Source organism: Stenotrophomonas sp. SXG-1 (genome assembly GCF_014083965.1).
Classification (GTDB): Bacteria; Pseudomonadota; Gammaproteobacteria; order Xanthomonadales; family Xanthomonadaceae; genus Stenotrophomonas; species Stenotrophomonas geniculata.
Map to the genome: position 1 here is coordinate 896,329 of NZ_CP046588.1, position 18,629 is coordinate 914,957.

General features: G+C 66.5%; 13 protein-coding genes. 7 read left to right on the forward strand and 6 right to left on the reverse strand.

The window, feature by feature from the left end; genetic code table 11:
- Nucleotides 1-243: 243 nt before the first annotated feature.
- The 6 genes from GOC52_RS04050 (at nucleotide 244) to GOC52_RS04075 (ending at nucleotide 6,468) form a co-directional block, all read left to right on the forward strand.
- Nucleotides 244-888, forward strand: coding sequence for a histidine phosphatase family protein (locus tag GOC52_RS04050; protein ID WP_043401370.1), 645 nt, complete (start codon nucleotides 244-246; stop codon nucleotides 886-888).
- A gap of 41 nt (nucleotides 889-929) precedes the next feature.
- On the forward strand, nucleotides 930-2,201 hold the full coding sequence (folC, locus tag GOC52_RS04055) for a bifunctional tetrahydrofolate synthase/dihydrofolate synthase (protein ID WP_010483943.1): 1,272 nt from the start codon (nucleotides 930-932) through the stop codon (nucleotides 2,199-2,201).
- An 81-nt stretch (nucleotides 2,202-2,282) separates the two neighbouring features.
- Nucleotides 2,283-3,311 carry an SPOR domain-containing protein gene (locus GOC52_RS04060; RefSeq protein WP_191850693.1) on the forward strand — a complete coding sequence of 343 codons (1,029 nt, stop codon included), beginning with the start codon at nucleotides 2,283-2,285 and terminating at the stop codon, nucleotides 3,309-3,311.
- Nucleotides 3,312-3,357: 46 nt separating this feature from the next.
- Complete coding sequence (locus GOC52_RS04065) at nucleotides 3,358-4,137, forward strand: CvpA family protein (protein WP_019336370.1); 780 nt, start codon at nucleotides 3,358-3,360, stop codon at nucleotides 4,135-4,137.
- 30 nt (nucleotides 4,138-4,167) lie between these two features.
- A complete protein-coding gene (gene purF, locus GOC52_RS04070; RefSeq protein WP_010483938.1) occupies nucleotides 4,168-5,634 on the forward strand; it encodes an amidophosphoribosyltransferase in 1,467 nt (488 codons plus the stop codon).
- Nucleotides 5,635-5,643: 9 nt separating this feature from the next.
- Entirely contained in the window at nucleotides 5,644-6,468 is an 825-nt protein-coding gene (locus tag GOC52_RS04075) for a ferritin-like domain-containing protein (protein ID WP_191850695.1), read from the forward strand.
- Between the two features lie 69 nt (nucleotides 6,469-6,537).
- Here GOC52_RS04075 and GOC52_RS04080 read toward each other — a convergent pair whose 3' ends face one another.
- Nucleotides 6,538-7,995: a DUF2235 domain-containing protein gene (locus GOC52_RS04080; RefSeq protein WP_191850696.1), complete on the reverse strand. Its 1,458-nt coding sequence runs from the start codon at nucleotides 7,993-7,995 to the stop codon at nucleotides 6,538-6,540.
- A 225-nt stretch (nucleotides 7,996-8,220) separates the two neighbouring features.
- Here GOC52_RS04080 and GOC52_RS04085 point away from each other — a divergent pair, with 225 nt between their 5' ends.
- Complete coding sequence (locus GOC52_RS04085; protein WP_010483932.1) at nucleotides 8,221-9,474, forward strand: zinc-dependent metalloprotease; 1,254 nt, start codon at nucleotides 8,221-8,223, stop codon at nucleotides 9,472-9,474.
- Between the two features lie 87 nt (nucleotides 9,475-9,561).
- Here the strand turns inward: GOC52_RS04085 and lpxH are convergent, their stop codons facing one another.
- The 5 genes from lpxH to GOC52_RS04110 form a co-directional block, all read right to left on the reverse strand.
- Nucleotides 9,562-10,308 (reverse strand): UDP-2,3-diacylglucosamine diphosphatase, encoded by a 747-nt coding sequence (gene lpxH / locus GOC52_RS04090; protein WP_191850697.1) that lies wholly within the window; start codon nucleotides 10,306-10,308, stop codon nucleotides 9,562-9,564.
- A gap of 65 nt (nucleotides 10,309-10,373) precedes the next feature.
- Nucleotides 10,374-10,913 (reverse strand): phosphatase PAP2 family protein, encoded by a 540-nt coding sequence (locus GOC52_RS04095; protein WP_010483928.1) that lies wholly within the window; start codon nucleotides 10,911-10,913, stop codon nucleotides 10,374-10,376.
- Entirely contained in the window at nucleotides 10,894-12,039 is a 1,146-nt protein-coding gene (locus tag GOC52_RS04100; protein WP_049434033.1) for a glycosyltransferase family 4 protein, read from the reverse strand. Before GOC52_RS04100 ends, GOC52_RS04095 begins: the two co-directional genes overlap by 20 nt.
- 143 nt (nucleotides 12,040-12,182) lie before the next feature.
- Complete coding sequence (locus GOC52_RS04105; RefSeq protein ID WP_191850698.1) at nucleotides 12,183-15,107, reverse strand: TonB-dependent receptor domain-containing protein; 2,925 nt, start codon at nucleotides 15,105-15,107, stop codon at nucleotides 12,183-12,185.
- Between the two features lie 336 nt (nucleotides 15,108-15,443).
- Entirely contained in the window at nucleotides 15,444-18,413 is a 2,970-nt protein-coding gene (locus GOC52_RS04110; protein WP_053442569.1) for a TonB-dependent receptor domain-containing protein, read from the reverse strand.
- Between the last annotated feature and the right edge of the window lie 216 nt (nucleotides 18,414-18,629).

An 18,629-nucleotide genomic window follows, 5' to 3' on the forward strand; every position in this document is an offset into this window, starting at 1 on the left:
GTGGCGGCTCCCACCTGACCCTTGCGCCAAACCCACCAAGGGGTTCGACATGCAGGGCGCAAAGCGTAACTTCCTGTCATGCCGAAGCTTTTCAGGCCGAGCCCATGACCTGGAAAACTTGACAGCGGACATTTTCATGGCCGCCCGGCCCGGTGCGCCGAACAGGTATCATCCCTGTTCCGCGCACTTCACAGGATGTGAACGAAACGCGGAAACCTCCTCCCCCCAGGACCCCTTGCACGCATGCGCATCCTGCTTGCCCGCCACGGCGAAACGCTGTGGAACGCCGAAGGCCGCTACCAGGGCCAGATCGATATTCCGCTTTCGCCGATCGGCGAAGCCCAGGCCCAGGCGCTTGGCGCCCGCTTGGCCTCGGTGGACATCACCCGTGCCGTTGCCTCGCCGCTGTCGCGCGCGCAGCGCACCGCGCAGCTGGCGCTTGGCGCCGCCCGCGCCGACATGCTGCTGACCGAGCCGGAGCTGCAGGAAATCGCCCACGGCGAATGGGAAGGCCTGCTGGCCAGCGAAATCAACGAAAAGGATCCGTCGCGCCTGCAGGCCTGGCGCGAGGAACCGGATACCGTGCTGATGCCCGGCGGCGAATCGCTGCGCCTGGTGCTGGAACGCAGCTGGCGTGGCCTGGCCCGTGCCACCGAAGGCCTCGGCGAGCACGACACCCTGCTGGTGGTCGCGCATGACGCGGTCAACCGCGTGATTCTGTGCAAGGTGCTGGGCCTGCCGATCTCCCGCCTGTGGACCTTCCGCCAGGCACCGACCACGCTCAACCTGCTCGAGGGCGCCGACCTGGACAGCCTGGAAGTGGTGCGCCTGAACGACTGCGCCCACCACACGCCGTTCTTCGGCGAAGCCAAGCACCGCGCACTCTAACCCGCCACACCGAACCACCTGTACCTGCTGGAAGCACTGCCGTGACGAACACCCCGACCACCCTGGCCGATTGGCTGGATTACATTGAACGCCAGCACCCGGCGACCATCGACATGGGCCTGGAGCGCGTGCGCACCGTGGCCACGGCGATGGGTCTTGGCGCGCCGGCCGGGCGCACCATCGTGGTCGGTGGCACCAACGGCAAGGGCTCCACCGTGGCCTTCATCGAGGCCATCGGCCGTGCTGCTGGTTGGAAGGTCGGTGCCTACACGTCACCGCATCTGCTGCGCTACAACGAGCGTGTGCGCATCGACGGGCAGGATGTGGACGATGCAGCGCTGGTCGCTGCGTTCAACGCCATCGAGGCCGCGCGGGGCGAGACCACGCTGACCTATTTCGAATACGGCACGCTGGCCGCGCTGCAGTTGTTCACCGACGCCGGGCTGGATCTGGCGGTACTGGAAGTGGGTCTGGGTGGCCGCCTTGATGCGGTCAACATCGTCGATGCCGACGTGGCGGTGATCACCACCGTGGACATCGACCATGCCGAGTGGCTGGGCGAGGACCGCGAAGCGATCGGCACCGAGAAGGCCGGCATCATCCGTGGCTGGAAGCCGGTGATCCTGGGCGAGACCGATCCGCCGTCCAGCGTGCTCGCACGTGCCTATCTGGTGGGTGCCAACGCGATCCGCGGCGGCAGCGATTATTTCTACGAACCGATCGATGCACAGCGCTGGCGCTGGCGTGATGTCGGCCTGCGCATGGAGCTGCCGACCCCGGCGCTGGCCGGCCCGATCCAGCTGGCCAATGCCGGTGCCGCCATCGCCGCCCTGCGCGCGCTGGACAAGCCGGTGCCGCGTGCGGCGTGGGCCGCCGGGATCGCGGCGGCGCGTATTTCCGGCCGCATGCAGGCATTCGAGCGGGATGGCGTGCAGATCCGTGTGGACGTGGGCCACAACCCACAGGCAGCGGGCCAGCTGGCGCGTGCGCTGAAGGCCGAGGTCTCGGCCGGGCGCACCCTGGCGGTGTACGCCGCGCTGCAGGACAAGGACGCGGTGGGCGTGGTGCAGGCGCTGCAGGATGTGGTGGGCGAGTGGACTCTGGCCGGGCTGGATGGCCCGCGTGGGCAGAGCGCCACCCAGCTGCAGGAGCGCCTGGCTGGCACGGCTGCGGCCAAGGCGCCGCTGGCCGACAGCGTCGAACAGGCACTGGCGCAGGTGCTGGCCCAGGCCGAGCGCGGCGACCGCGTGCTGGTGTTCGGCTCCTTCCATACCGCCGCGGCTGCCCTGCAGATGCTGCAGGGCGATGCCTGATCCGCGTTCAGCCAACGCCGACGCCGTCCGGTCCGGCACCCGTATAATCGACGGCAACCTCCGGACAGTTGCCTGCCTCACGTGGATACGCCTCTGAAACAGCGTCTGATTGGTGCCATCGTGCTGGTGGCGCTGGCCGTGATTTTCCTGCCGATGCTGGTCAAGGGACCGGCACCGGACAGCGGTGTGGCCAATGTGCCGATCGCCGCGCCGGATGCACCGGCCGATGGCCAGTTCGAAACCCGTGAGCTGCCCCTGGTCGCCCCGGCCGGTGGCGCCACCGGCCTGCAGACCGGACAGGCCAAGCCGCTGCAGGATGCCGCCACGCCGGCCACGCCGCCGACCGTGGACACGTCGCCGACGGTTGCCGCCGGCAACTATGCGGTCACCTTCGGTGCCTACGGCAGCAAGGCCGATGCCGATGCCGTGATCGCCTACCTGAAGCGCTCGCAGCTGCCGGGCTTCACTGAAACCGCCACCATCGGCGGCCGTCAGGCATGGCGTGTGCGGGTCGGGCCGTATGCCGACCGCGCCCAGGCCGAGGCGGCCCGCCTGCAGGCGGTGAAGATCCGCGCGGATGTGAAGGCCGAAGTGATCACTCTGGACGCGGCGGCCGGCAGCAGTGCCCCGGTCGCGGCCACTCCGGCATCGGCTACGCCGAGCGCCAGCACTCCGTCCGCAGCCACTGCGCCGTCGGCCAGCAGCAACCCGGTCCGCAGCGAAAGCCTGCCGCCGAGTACGCCGACCGCAGCGACCACCCCGGCCGCCAGGCCGGAACCGCCGAAGCCGGCGCCGAAGCCCGAGCCGAAGCCGGAGGCCACCGCCAGCAAGCCGGCGACGGCGCCGACCACGCCGGCGGCACCGGCTGCCAGCGGCGTCGGCTTTGCCGTGCAGCTGGGCGCGTTCGGTCAGGCCAACGATGCCAATGCCCTGCGCGACAAGGTCCGCGCCGCCGGTTTCAGCGCGTTCGTTGAACAGGTGCGCACGGACAAGGGCACCCTGCATCGCGTCCGCGTCGGGCCGGTGGCCAACCGCGCCGATGCCGAGCAGCTGAAGGCGCAGGTCGCCGCCAAGGTCGGCGTGGCCGGCATGGTGCGACCGCACCCATGACCCACGCGCAGCCCCGTTGCCAGCGCCGCCGAAGGAGCGGGGCGCCATGATCGACGTGGTGCTGCTGATCGTGATCGCCGCCTCCACCCTGCTGGGGATGCTGCGCGGCTTTGTGGGAATCGTCATCGGCACCCTGTCGTGGCTGCTGGCCGCGTGGGCGGCCTTCGCCTTCGGCAATGATGCCGCCCATTGGTGGGCCGCCCCGGCGGCCCCCGGTGGCGAACACTTCGTCGGTGGCTACCTGGGGGTCGGCATCGGCGTGATGATCGTGGTCGCGGTGATCGGCATGGTCATCAAGGCCCTGGTCCACCGCAGCATGCTGACCAGCCTGGACCGCCTGCTGGGTGGGGTGCTGGGCGCGGTGCGGGGCGGCCTGATCGCCGCGATCCTGCTGCTGCTGGGCAGTTTCACCCCGCTGACCGCCGAGCCTTCCTGGCAGCGTTCGGCGGTGCGCCCACTGCTGAACCCCACCGTTGCCTGGATGAACAGCAAGCTGCCGCACTGGGAGGTTCCCGGCGCCGATCTGCTGCCCAAGGGCTTGCCCACCGACGCCCTGTCCCCATCTGCATTGATGGAGTTGGGGAAGAACGCAGGCGCCGGGTTGGGAAAGCCGGGCGCGGCAGGCGATAATGGCATCCTCAACCAGGTAGTGGCAGGCAGCGGATGGCTGCGGCCTGCGAAAGCGGAACAGGGCGATTCCTACGATCCGGCCGAAGTGCGTCCGGACGCCCCAGCACTGCCGGACAGTATCGAGCCGGGCGATCCGGCCAATGTCGACCGCGCGCGCGGCGACCACCGCGGCCAGGTACGGCCACCTTCCTTGTAATTGGGCAAAGCCCAGCGGAGACCTCGCACCATGTGTGGCATCGTCGGAATCGTCGGCAACCAGAACGTCGCCGGGCAGTTGTATGACGGCTTGACCGTCCTCCAGCATCGCGGCCAGGACGCAGCAGGCATCGCCACCGTCAATGGCAGCCGCCTGCGGGTGCAGAAGGCCACCGGCCTGGTTCGCGATGTGTTCGATGCCCGCACCATGTCCACCCTGGAAGGCAGCGTCGGCATCGCTCATGTGCGCTACCCGACCGCCGGTTCGGAAGGCATGGACGAGGCACAGCCGTTCTACGTCAACTCGCCGTACGGCATCGCGCTGGCCCACAACGGCAACCTGATCAACACCGAGGCGCTGCGCCAGCAGGTGTTCGAACAGGACCGGCGCAACGTCAACACCGATTCGGACAGCGAAGTGCTGTTGAACGTGTTCGCCTACGAACTGGAGCAGCAGCGCCAGCTCAGCCCGGAAGCGGCCATCCGTGCCGTGGCTGGCGTGCACCGCCGCTGCAAAGGGGGCTATGCGGTGGTCAGCGTGGTGCTGGGCCTGGGCCTGGTCGCCTTCCGTGACCCGCATGGTATCCGCCCGCTGGTGCTGGGCAAGCGCAGCCACGCCGAGGGTGATGAGTACATCGTGGCGTCCGAATCGGCCGCGCTGGACGTGCTGGGCTTCCAGCGCGTGCGTGACGTGCAGCCGGGTGAAGCGCTGGTGATCACCGCGCGTGGCGAGCTGTTCTCGGAGATCTGCGCCGAGCCGGCCGAGCACACCCCGTGCATCTTCGAGTACGTGTACTTCGCACGCCCGGATTCGATGATCGACAACGTGTCGGTGCACAAGGCGCGCATGCGCATGGGCATCAAGCTGGGCGAGAAGATCCTGCGCCTGCGCCCGGACCACGACATCGACACCATCATCCCGATCCCGGACACCTCGCGCGACGCCGCGCTGGAGATCTCCAACGTACTCGGGGTGAAGTACCGCGAAGGCTTCATCAAGAACCGCTACATCGGCCGCACCTTCATCATGCCGGGGCAGGGCGAGCGCGTGAAGTCGGTGCGCCGCAAGCTCAATCCGATCCACCTGGAATTCCGCAACCGCGTAGTGCTGCTGGTGGACGACTCGATCGTGCGTGGCACCACCAGCCAGCAGATCGTGCAGATGGCCCGTGATGCAGGCGCACGCAAGGTCTACCTGGCCAGTGCTGCGCCGCCGGTGCGCTACCCGAACATCTACGGCATCGACATGCCGGCCGCCGAAGAGCTGGTCGCGCACAACCGCAGCGTGGAAGAGATCGAAGCGCACCTGGGCTGCGACTGGCTGATCTACCAGGATCTGGAAGACATGGAAGCGGCGGTAAGCGAGGGTAATCCGGCGCTGCGCAACTTCGATTCGTCCTGCTTCAACGGCCACTACCCGACCGGTATCGAGCCGGGCTACTTCGAGCGCATCCAGCAGCTGCGTTCGGACGATGCCAAGCACAAGCGCCGCGCCTGAGGTCCAGGCGTGGTTGACGTGCCCGACGTTGGTGGTGACCTGCTGCGTGCGGCGCAGCAGTGCCTGGCCGAAGCCGACCCGCTGCGCAAGGTCGCGCTGACTCAGGCGTACGCCGCCGCGTTCCGTGCCGGTCGCCTGAGAGTGGCCGCCGATGCGCCGCCGCCGGAACCGATCCGCATGCCTGGCCGGCCCGCGCAACTGGTGCTGGTGCATCCGCGCGAGGTACCGCGGCGCGGACTGGGCGGCGTGGAAGGGCGGGCCGCCTTCATCCACGCCATCGCCCATATCGAACTCAACGCGATCGACCTGGCCTGGGATGCGGTGTACCGCTTCCGCGGCCTGCCGCCGGCGTTCGATGCCGACTGGGTCAGCTGTGCCGACGACGAATCGCGGCACTTCATGTTGCTGCGCGAACGCCTGCAGGTGCATGGCCACGACTATGCCGATTTCCCCGCGCACAACGGCCTGTGGGAAATGTGCGAAAAGACCGCGCATGACGGCTTGGCACGCATGGCGCTGGTGCCGCGCGTGCTGGAAGCGCGCGGCCTGGACGTCACCCCGGGGATGATCGAGAAGCTGCGCAATGTCGGCGATGGCGAGACCGCCGACGTACTGGAAGTGATCCTGCGCGAGGAAGTGGCGCATGTTGCCGCCGGTTCGCGCTGGTACCGCTGGTACTGCGACCGCGCCGATGTCGAACCGCGCGCACGTTTCAAGGAACTGCTGGTGGAGTACGCCGGCGGCTACCTGCACGGGCCGTTCAACATCGAAGCGCGCCTGCTGGCTGGTTTTGATGCGGATGAGCTCGCCAACCTGGTCGAGCAGGCCGGTTGAGAAGAAGGGGACGGAGGGGATCAAGTCGTTAATGCCACAAACGACTTGATCCCCTCCGTCTCCTTTTTCTTATGCATTCGGCAACACCACGCGCTTGCCGTCCACGGTCGGCCGGTTGATGTAGAACAGGCCTGGGCCCGGCCGGTACGGTAGTTCGCTGACGCCGGCATCGGCGGCGTAGGTCAGTGCGGTGTCGCCCAGGGCGTCGAAATTCCAGTGTGCCGACTGCATCAGGTAACGCCGCCGCAGCAGCGCCTCCTGTGTCTGCGTCAGCGGCTGTCCGGCCACCAGGCGGCGTGCGATCGGCTGCAGGGCGGATGGCAGCTCCCAGCCGGGAACTCCGGCCGCATTGGCGGTCCATTGCACGCCAGCATCGATGGCCTGCTGCTGCATCACCAGCAGTGCGATCAGTTGATAACGCCAGTCGATGCGCCGACGCAGCACCACCGCGGCCGTCACATACAGCACCGGTGACAGCAGCACGCTGCGGCTGCCGGCGCGACGCTGCTGCTGCCACTGGTGCCAGACATCCACCCAGATCTCTTTTTCCCCAACGCCCAGCTGCTGCCGCCAGCGTTCGGCATCGGCCTGTGTTTCAGCGTAGGCCGTGGTGGCCTGCAGCAACGCCAATGGTGGGACCTGGTAGTCGGCAACCGCTGGGCGGCGCAACTGTTGCCGGCGCGGTCGGCTGAGCAGCTTGGGGCCTTCCTCCAGCTGGTTGTAGCCACCACCGATGTTGGCATGCACACCGGGCAGGGCGATCTCGGCGAATGGCGGCGCCACGCTGGTCAGCGGATAGTGCTGGCGGTGTTCATCGCGTGCAGTGAGCTGCACGACGCGACCGGCGATGCCGCTGTGCAGGGCCAGCTGCGGGTGCTCATCGGCGCGGCCGCCATTGACTGCGACCACGGTGTCGAACAGTCCGATGAAGCGCAGCACCGGTGTGGCGGGGGCGAAGTTCGCAGTGCAGGACAGGCCGGCGCCCTGCAGCAGCTGGCGCCAGCGCACGCTGTCCCAGCCCTGCAGCTGGTTGGCGATATCACGTGCCGCGGCAGCGCCGCGCGAATAGCCGAACAGATCCAGCTGCACGCCACGCAACGGTCGCTGCCAGCGCGCGGACAGCTCGGCCAGTGCCGCCGGCAGCAGCACCTGCAGCGCGCGCTGCACTTTCGCACGAACGCCACTGGCACCGATACCGAAGGCCAGTCCGATCAGATCATCATCGGCATCATCGCGGGTGCCCACGCCCTCCACATAGATCGACAACGAAGGTGCGCCCATCGCATTGCGGCGGCTGTCCGGATACAGCTGCTGCAGGCGCGCGATGTTGGTCAGGCCGTTGTCGTAGCTGCTGGTCAGCCGGCTCTGGTAGGTCGAATCATCATCCGCGCGCAGCTGCGCCGGACGTGGCTGCGGAACCTGTGGGCGACCGCGTGCCAGGTTGTGTGCGTTGTTGCGGGTGCCATCGAAGAACAGGCCAATCCGCAGCATGCCGACATCTTCATCCGTGTCCTGCGATGGTGCCATGTGCATGTCCCGTCGTGACTGCGTCACGGTAGCGCGAAAGCGGTGTATTGGCGAAGTGTAGTGACGCTTTTGACCTTACTTAACGCAGATGCGGTCGATCACAGTTCCTGATTTTCATTCCCATCTTCTATTGAATTCACACGACCCGCGCAGGCCATATGGCCAGACCCGGCAAACCCGGGCGTGCTGCATCAACGCTGTTCACATCATTCAAGGAGCGACGCAATGTTGTCCAGATCGATTGGCAAAGCGGCAGGTGGCCTGGTGTTGGGTTTGTCGGTGGCAGCGGCCGCGCATGCGGCACCGTTGTTCGAGCCGGTGACGGTCATCAGCCGGGCATCGGCAAACAGTGAGCCCGCGCTGGGCAAGCTGCTGGCCACCCCGTCCACCGCGACGGTACAGGAAGTGCGTGTCGACGCTGCTGCCACCGCGCAGCCGCAACTGGAGTTCGAACTGCTTGGCCAGCGCGTGCAGGCGGTGCGCAGCAAGGTGGAAGCCCTGCCCGATGGCGGCAGCATCTGGTACGGCCAGTTGCGTTCGCCGTCCGATCGGCTGACTGCCGCCACTTCGAACGGTCAGGATGATCCAGGCAATTCAGTGATCCTGGTGCGTTCGGGCAACACCCTCACCGGCTCGATCCGCAAGGACGGCAAGCTTTACCGGCTGCGTCCGCTGGGCAACCGCCATGTACTGGTGGAAGTGGATGAATCGCGGATGCCGGCCGATCATCCGGCCGACTACAACCAGCTGCCGAAAATCCCGATGGGCAACAATGACCGCATCGGCATCGCGCAGGCCTCGTCCGGCACCCCGGCCACCATCCGCGTGCTGGTGGTGGCGACCAATGCAGCGGTAACGGCCTATGGCGGCAACATGCAGTCGCTGGTGCAGCTGGCGGTGGCCGAATCCAACCAGGGTTACGTCAACAGCAACGTTGGCATCACCCTGCAGCTGGCCGGCTATGAAACCACCAACTACACCGAGTCCGGCAACTTCACCACCGACCTGACCCGCTTCCGCAACACCAGCGACGGCTACATGGACAGCATCCACACCAGCCGCAACAACACCGCGGCCGATGTCGGCGTCCTGCTGATCAACAACACGAGCTACTGCGGGTTGGCCTCGGGCATCGGCTCGACGGCATCGACGGCCTTCGCGGCGGTGTACTGGGATTGCGCGACCGGCTACTACTCCTTCGCGCATGAGATCGGCCATCTGCAGAGTGCGCGGCACGATATCGCCAGTGATCCCAGCACGTCGCCCTATGCCTATGGGCACGGCTATCGCTACGAGCCGTCCTCCGGTTCGCGCTGGCGCACGATCATGGCCTATGACTGCTCGGCCGGTTGCCCGCGCCTGAACTACTGGTCCAACCCGAACATCAGCTACAACGGCATCCCGATGGGCAATGCCAGTACCGCCGACAACCAGCGCGTGCTGGTCAATACCAAGGCCACCATCGCGGCCTTCCGCTGAAGCCAGTCGCCGACCGGGGTCGGCGTCTACCCGGGTGCGTGCACCTGCCCTGGTAGATGCCGACCTTGGTTGGCACCCTGCGATCCATCATTCGCGCGCGAGCGTATCCAGCGACCAGCCGGCGGCATCCACGCGCAGTACCGATCCCTGTTCGTACCAGTCGCCCAGCACGATGCGGTTGCAGGTGCGGCCACCGGCCTGCAGCGTGTGCACCGCCGGGCGATGGGTGTGGCCGTGGATCATGGTGTCCACGCCATGGCGCACGAAGGTGGCGTCGACTTCGGCCGGAGCCACATCGGTCACGGTCTCGAACTGCGCACGATCGTCCTGCTTCATTTCCGACTGGCGGGCCTGGCTGGCGTCGCGTGCCTTCTGCGCGAAGGCGATGCGTGCGGCCAGCGGCTGTGACAGGAACTGCGCCTGGAATGCCGGGTCGCGCGTCTGTGCACGGAACTGCTGGTAGGGGATGTCGTCCGTGCACAGCAGGTCACCGTGCTGCAGCAGCACCGGGCGACCGTACAGCTCGATCACGCACGGGTCGGGCAGGATGCGCAGGCCGGCACGGCGCGCATAGTCTTCGCCGAGCAGGAAGTCGCGGTTGCCGCGGATGAAATACACCGGCACGCCGCTGTCGGAGAGCACCTTCAGCGCGTCGGCCACTGCATCGGCGGCGGGCGAGGGCGTGTCGTCGCCGATCCAGGCTTCGAACAGGTCGCCGAGGATGTACAGCGCATCGGCGCCGGGCGCCTGTTCGCGCAGGAAGCGCAGGAACAGGTCGGTGATCTCCGGACGGCTGGGGTCCAGGTGCAGGTCGGAAATGAACAGCGTGGTCATGCCTGCATTCTAGGCCATCAACGATGACGGTAGCGCCGGGCCATGCGCGGCCGGCGCGGCGGCCATCACACCGGCAGCGGCAACCAGGCCAGGCTGGCCGATGCCAGCAGGATGGCGATGCCGGTGGCGGCCAGTACATCGGACGGGTAGTGCAGGCCCAGCACCACCCGCGACAGCGCGACGCCGAAGGTGAACGGGACCAGCAGCGGTGCCAGCCACGGGTAGTAGGCCAACGCGACGATGGTGAACGACACCGCGTGCAGGGTGTGCCCGGAGGGGAAGCTGAACTCGTCCAGCGGCGCCACCCAGGCACGGATGCGCAGATCGGCCGCATACGGGCGGGGACGCCGGGTCCAGCGCTTGAGGCCCTTGTAGAGCAGCAGCGCGGCCAGCCCGGTGGCGGCCATGTGCACGGAGGCGCGCAGTCCGTCGAAGCCGTCGAGCAGCACCAGCGCGCCCATCAGCACGTACCAGAACACGCCATCGCCGAGACGGCTGATGACCGAGAACAGGCGACGCACGCGGCGACGCCGGCAGTAGTGGTTGGCCCGGCGGCAGAGCCGCGCCTCGCGGCCGGCCAGCAGCTCAAGCGGCGTGGTGCGCATGGCCGCTCCTCCGCGACTGGGCCAGCTCGGACAGCAGGGCATCGAACTCGGCAACCACCTGCTGTGGATGCAGGCGCTTCATCGCACGCGCGGCGCTGCTGCCGAATTCGCGGCGCCGTGCATCATCGGCGGCCAGCTGCACGGCTGCCTCGATGAACTGCTCATCGTTTTCCACGGCCGCGCCGTTCTCGCCATCACGCAGGTATTCGCGGGCCGCACCGTAGTCGAAAGCGACGGTGGCCAGGCCGCTGGCCATGCTTTCCAGGGTCACGTTGCCGAAGGTCTCGCTGCGGCTGGGGAACAGGAACAGGTCACCGCTGGCGAAATGCCGCGCCAGGGCCTCGCCGCGCTGGATGCCGCAGAAGATGAAATCCGGGTTTTCATGTGCCAGTTTTTCGCGGGCCGGACCATCACCTACCCAGACGAAGCGGGCTTTGGGCCGGATCTGCTGCAGGCGCCGGAAGGCTTTCACCGCCAGGCCAAGGTTCTTTTCCGCGGCGATGCGGCCGACGTAGATCGCGACCAGGCCATTGCCGTCCACGCCCCATTCCTCGCGCAGCCCCGGGTCGCGCCGGCCCGGATCGAACTGCTGGCTGTCGACCGCGCGTGCCAGCAGGCGCACGCGTTCGAAGCCCTGTTCACCGAGGAACTGCTGCAGTTCGCGGGTGGGTACCAGGGTTGCGTCGGCCTGGTTGTGGAACCGGCGCATCCAGCGCATCGCCGCGGCCTGCAGCCAGGCGACACCGTAGTCGGGCAGGTACTCGTCGAAGCGGGTGTGGAAACCACTGGCGACCGGAATGCCAAGGCGGCGCGCGGTGCGCAGCGCCGACCAGCCCAGCGGGCCTTCGGTGGCGATGTAGACCGCATCGGGACGCTGCTGCTGCCAGTGGCGGTTGAGCCGGATCGGTGCAGGCAGGCCGAAGCGCAGGCCGGGGTAGCGCGGCAATGCGGCACCCGGAACCAGCAGCGTGCCTGGCGCCGAGTCCAGCGCTTCGCTGGCCTGGCGTGGCCGGATCAGGTCGATGTCATGGCCGGAAGTGCGCAGTCCCTGCTCCAGGCCCTGCACGGTCAGGGCAACGCCGTTCACTTCCGGCGGGTAGGTCTCGGTGACGATGGCATAGCGCATGGCGGGCCTCCCGGTTTCCGGCATGCTCGGGCCTGGCGATGTAGCGGATATGACCGCTTTGCGACCACGGGATGACGGCGGTCCGGTTCCCGTGGAGCCACGGCCCCGAAGGGCCGTGGTGGTGGTGCAGGGAGCGCGGTGGATCAGAAGCGCTGCTGGTATTTCATGTAGATGAAACGACCGATGTCGAAGCCACCGTAGTAGGAGAAGTTGGCGCTCGGCTGGCTGTACATGACCGGCCCCTGGCGGCCGAATACATTGTTGGCACCGATCGAGACGGTCGCATCCCATGGCAGGTTGTAGCGTGCCTGCACGTCGTGGAAGGTGACCGATCCGCGGCGGTTGTAGTCACGGCTGCCACTGAACCACGGTGCGCGCTGCCCCGGGTGCGAGCACTCACCCGGGTACGTGGCCGCATCCAGGCAACGTTCCTTGACCGCGGAGAAATAGCGCAGGCCCCAACCTAGGCCGAGGTTGCCACGTTCCCAGCCCAATGATGCGTTGGAGCGCACACGGAAGCCGATGCCGCCGTTGGTGGCGATGCCATTGCTGGGGATGGGCGGGGCATCCGCCTCGTTGGTGGTCCGTTCTTCCGCGGCCACCACATAGGTGGTCTTCCAGTCGGCGCTCAGCGTGCCCCAGGACGTTTCGAACTTGTGACCGATCTCCAGGTCATAGCCTTCGGCCTGGCGGAAACCGCTGTTGCGGCTGCCATATCTGAGCGTGTTGACGATGCCCAGTTCCGGGTCGCGGGTGAAGCTGCCGCAGCGCTCGGCGATGCCCAGTTCGTAGCAGTCGCGGAGGATGTCATTGGGATGGTCGGCAACGATGGTGTTGTCGATGCGGATCTTCCACCAGTCCAGCGCGATGTTCAGTCCTTCGGCAAACGTCGGGCTCCAGACCAGGCCCAGCGTGCGGCTGGTCGAGGTTTCCGGCTTCAGGTCGGGATTGGAGCCGTTGGTGAAGGGCAGGGGCGTCTGCCCGCTGCTGCCGGTGATCGGCTCGTTGCCCTGGCCGAGCTGGCGGTAGCTGTCTGCGTTGGCGATGTCGGCGGCGCAGCGTGCACGTACCTCCGGGCTGCTGGCGGCCGCGCCATGGACGGTATCGCAGGGATCACGGAAGCCGGTGGTGAAGGTCTGCGAGCCGCCACCGTACAGATTCGAGATGGTCGGCGCACGGAAGCCCTGGGCCCAGGTGCCACGGACCAGCAACTGGTCGATCGGCTTCCAGGAGACGCCGAACTTGCTGTTGAGGGTTCCGCCGAAGGTGGTGTAGTCGGAGTAGCGCGTCGCCGTGTCGAGGGTCAGCTGGCGTGCACCGGGCAGGTCGTGCAGCAACGGCACGCTCAGCTCCAGATAGGCCTCGTCGACACGGTAACCACCGCCGGTGGGGCCCGCCGCCAGGTTGGTAGTGGCACCGGTCTGGGCCAGCGCGTCGGGAATGAAGCGACCCTCCTCGCGGCGGCTCTCCACGCCCAGGGCGAAGCCCAGTTCCCCGGCGGGCAGCGTGGCAAGGCCGCCACTGAGGCTGGCGAACAGGTTGCGGGTGGTGGCTCGGCCACGGGTGAGTTCCTCGGGGAACAGCCAGTCCTGCAGTTCGCCGTTGCCGGTCAGGCCGTACGGGTCATCCTGGCCATACGGCACCAGCGGATTCCAGGGCTTGCAGCCGGCAATCGGCGCGTCCGGTGTGCCGCATTCCACCTTGCCGGTGGCCGGGTTGTAGAACGAAGGACCGGTGGAATCGGCGACGCGCTGCTTGTGCAGGTTGCCGGTGGCTCGCTGCTCCAGCTCGCTGCGGTTGTACTGGTAGCCGGCTTCCCAATCGAACTCGCGACCGACGAACTGGAAGCTGCCTTCAAACGCTGCGACACCCTGCCAGGTGGTCAGTTCGCTGATGCTGACGCGCGGAATCTCCCAGCTGCGGCGGTTCCAGTGCACATCGCTTGGGCGTTCATAGCCGTGGTGGCTGCCGAACGGGTTGAACCAGCTGTCGGCGGACATCGGCGTGATGCCGGCTGCACCGGACTGGAACGGATAGCCGGCAACCTGGCGCGTGGTGGTGCGTCGGTTGTAGGCCAACTGGGTGTTGAAGCGGATCTGGTCGTTCAGATCCATGCGTGCGTCGACGAAGAGCGAATCGCGCTTGATCGGCGTCTGCACGTGCATCTGTTCGTTGCTGTTGCTGACGTCACCGGTGAACGGTGTGTTGTCACTGAGGTGGAAACTGTCCGGCCCGCCCGGCTGGCTGCCGCGATCGAGTGAATAGCTGCAGCCACGGGCGCTGCTGCAGCCCGGGCCCTTGAAGCCGACGATGCGCCCCCACTGGCCGACCGTGGTCCAGCCATCGTCCGGATGACGATCGGTATAGGTGTAGGCGCTGAAGCCGCGGTCCTTCGCCCACACGCCCTTCTCTTCGACATGCTCGGCGGCGACGCTGATCGAGGCGCGGTCATTCGACCAGCCGGCAACCACATCGTACTGGGTGCGGGCACCGTCGCCTTCGCTGAACTGCCCATGGTAGACGTTGGCAGTCACACCCTGGACGTTGCGCCGGGTGATGATGTTGACCACGCCGGCCATCGCGTCGGAACCGTAGATGGCCGAAGCGCCGTCCTTCAGTACTTCCATGCGCTCCACGGCAGCGGCGGGAATGCTGGAAATGTCCTGGTAACCCGAAGTGGTCATGCCCAGGCGCTTGCCGTTGACCAGCACCAGCGTGCGCTGCGCCCCCAGCCCGCGCATGTCCACGTAGCTGCCGCCGGAGGCTTCGCCGCTGCTGAGTGGGCTGGCGCGGCTGAGCGCGGGGCTGCCGGTCGCGGTCAGGTTCTGCAGGATGTCCGCGACGGAATTGAAGCCCTGCCGCTCAATGTCGGCGCGGCTGATGGTCAGCACCGGCTGTGCGGTTTCCAGGTCGACCTGGCGGATGCGCGAACCGGTGATCTCGATACGGTCCAGCGTGGTGGCTTCCGGTGCGTGCTGGGCGAATGCGGGGGCGGCCAGTGTGGTGGTGGCCGCCAACGCCAGTGCACGACGGATCGCCAACCCGAGTTCGGGAATACGGATGGTCATGGGTCTCTCTCTCAGTCTTCGAAGTCTTCGGAACACAGCCAAGCGGGGCTGCGTCAATTCCACCGCGGCGGTGGATGTTCGAACCTAGTGAAAGCGGGCGCGGAGACGTATGGGCAAGCGACGAAAGCACCGCAGACGGCCGTGACGCTTCTGCACAAAGCAGAAGCAAATCAACCGATTGCTCCAACCTGTGGCATTGCGGCGGACGCAGCGCAGAGGACCGTGCCCCTGATTGAACGCATCAGGGTCAATGTGGAAAGCGACAGTCTGCGCGGGGCAGAAAAAAACCACGGCCCCGAAGGGCCGTGGTCGTCGAGCTTCAACAGCGTGGATGGATCAGAAGCGCTGCTGGTACTTCATGTACATGAAACGACCGATGTCGTAGCCACCGTAGTAGGAGAACGACGAGTTCGGCTTGCTGTACATCACCGGAGCTTCCTTGCCGAACACATTGTTCGCGCCCACCGAAACGGTGGCATCCCACGGCAGGTTGTAGCGGAACTGCACGTCGTGGAAGGTCACCGCGCCGCGCTCGTTGTAAGCGGTCGGCGACTTCAGCCACGGAGCCAGGAAGGTCGGATCGGAGCATTCGTCCGGATACCGCGAGGCGTTGAGGCAGCGCTCCTTCACACCGGAGTAGTAGCGTGCCGTCCAGCTGACGCCGAAGTCACCCACATCCCAGCCCAGCACCAGGTTCGAGCGCACGCGGAAGGCAAGGCTGGTGGCGGTGCCGATGGTGTTGGCCACGCCGTTGATCGGCGTGATCGCATCACGGACATCATTGGTGGAGCGGTAGACGTTCTTGCTCACATAGGTGCTGGTCCAGCCTGCGCTCAGCTTGCCGTAGCTGGTGTCGACGCGGTAGCTGACATCCAGGTCGTAACCTTCGGTCTCGGCGAAGCCGGCGTTGCGGTTGCCGAACTTCAGGCCGGTGACGATGCCGTTGGACGGGTCGCGGGTGAAGCGGCTGCAGCGCGATTCGATGCCCTGCTCATAGCAGTCCTTCAGGATCTGGTTCGGGCTGTCACCGACGATGGTGTTGTCGATGCGGATCTTCCACCAGTCCAGCGCCACGTTGAGGTTGCTGACGAAGGTCGGGCTCCACACCAGGCCCAGCGTCTTGCTGGTCGAGGTTTCCGGAACCAGCAGTGGGTTGGAACCGGAAACGAACGGTGTCGGGGTCGCATCCTGTGCCGTGGTTACCGGCGTGTTGCCCTGCTTCAGCTGGCGGAAGTTGGCGGCATCGGCGATGTCACGTGCGCAGCGCGAGCGGACTTCAGCACTGCCCTTGGCCGAGCCGAACACGGTGTCGCACGGGTCGCTGAACTGCGCGAAGGTTTCCGAACCGCCACCGTACAGATCGTTGATGGTCGGTGCGCGGAAGCCCTCGGCCCAGGTACCACGGACCAGCAGCTGGTCGATCGGCTTCCACTTGAAGCCGAACTTGCTGTTGAGCGTGTTGCCGAAGGTGTTGTACTTGGAGTAGCGGGTGGCGGCACTGAAGCTCAGCTCACGCGCACCGGGCAGGTCGGCCAGCACCGGCACGCTGAGCTCCAGGTAGGCTTCCTTCACGTTGTAGCTGCCACCCGTCGGGCCTGCGGCCAGGTTGGTGGTAGCGCCGGTCTGGGCCAGGGCATCGGGGGTGTAGCGGCCATCTTCCTTGCGGCTTTCCACGCCGAAAGCGAAGCCGAGGTCGCCGGCCGGCAGGGTCATGATGCTGCCGGACAGGTTGGCGAACGCGTTCTTGGTGGTGGTCCGGCCGGTGGTGTGCTCCGCCGGGAACAGCCAGGCCATCAGTTCTTCATTGCCGGTCAGTCCGTTCGGATCGTTCTTGCCGTAGGGCACCAGCGGGTTCCACGGCGTGCAGCCGCTGATCACCGCGCCCGGACGGCCACACATCACCTTGCCGGTGGCCGGATCCAGGAACGACGGACCCACGGCGTCACGCACGCGCTTCTTGTGCAGGTTGCCGGTGGCGGTAGCGGTCAGCTCGTTGCGGTTGTACTGGTAGCCCACGTCCCAGTCGAAGTAGCGCTGGCCGATCTCGAAGCTGCCATCCAGCGACACTACCGCACGGTAGGTCTTCAGTTCGCTGGTGCTCACACGCGGGATTTCCCAGGTGCGGCGGTTCCAAGCCACGTCGGTTGGCTTGGCATAGCCGTGCTGGTTGCCGAACGGATTGAAGTAGCTGTCCTTGGACATCAGGCCGGTAGCGGTCGGGTCGCCCGAGATGGACACCGAGCTGGACTGCAGGGGGTAGCCTGCAATCTGGCGCTCGGCCGAACGCTTGTTGTAGCCGAATTCGGTGCGCAGATTGACCTGGTCGGTGATCTTGAAGCGACCGTCGAAGTACACCGAGTCACGCTTGAGCGGATACATGACGTGCATCTGCTCGTTGGCGTTGCTGACATCGCCGGTGAACGGGGTCGCGTCGGTCAGGTGGTAGTTGGCCGGGTTGGTCGGATCAGCGCCGCGGTTGAGCGAGTAGCCGCAACCCTGGCTGGTGTTGGTGCAGCCCGGGCCACCCTTCAGGCCGGTGACCTGGCCCCACTGGCTCAGCGTGGTCCAGTTGGAGGCATCGTTCGGGTGGCGGTCGCTCACGCCGTACTTGCTGAACCAGCGGTCCTTGGCCCAGACGCTCTTTTCTTCGGAGTGCTCCAGTGCCAGGGTCAGCGACACGCGGTCATTGCTCCAGCCGCCGACCACGTCGAAGCGGTCACGGGCGCCGTCGCCTTCGCTGTACTGGCCGTGGTAGACGTTGGCGGTCACGCCGTTGACGTTGGAACGGGTGATGATGTTGATCACGCCGGCCATCGCATCGGAACCGTAGATGGCCGAAGCGCCATCCTTCAGTACTTCAATGCGTTCCACCGCCGACACCGGCAGCGAGGACACGTCCTGCAGGCCCGAGGTGCTGATGCCCAGGCGCTTGCCGTTGACCAGCACCAGGGTGCGCTGCGCGCCCAGGTTGCGCATGTCGATGTAGGTGCCGCCGGTGTTTTCGCCCGAGCTCAGTGCGTTGGCGCGGCTGATCGCCGGGCTGCCCATCGCGGTGACGTTCTGCAGGATGTCGGCCACCGAGCTGAAGCCCTGGCGCTCGATGTCCAACCGGCTCAGTGCCAGGACCGGCTGTGCGGTCTCCACGTCCACCTGGCGGATGCGCGAGCCAGTGATCTCGATGCGATCCAGGGTGGTCGGCGCGGCAGTGCTGCCACTCTGGGCGAACGCAGGCAGCGCGGCCAGCGTCGCAGTGGTTGCCAGGGCGTAGCGGATGGCCTGCCCCAGGGGGGTGGTGCGTGAAGTCATGACGAGCTCTCTCTCTCTCAGGTCGTGCAGGGACGCCAAAAGGGGCGTCGAAGGAATCGGCCGCCGATAAGCGGACCGATGACCCGATAGTAGTCTCGTTGGTTAATGCCATGTAAAGAGGGCGTGTCGATTTGTACCAGGCTTCATCGTCAGATTTCACGAAAGCTCAACAAAAGCAGTCGCTTAGCTGTAGCCCTGAATGCGCTCCCCCGACAT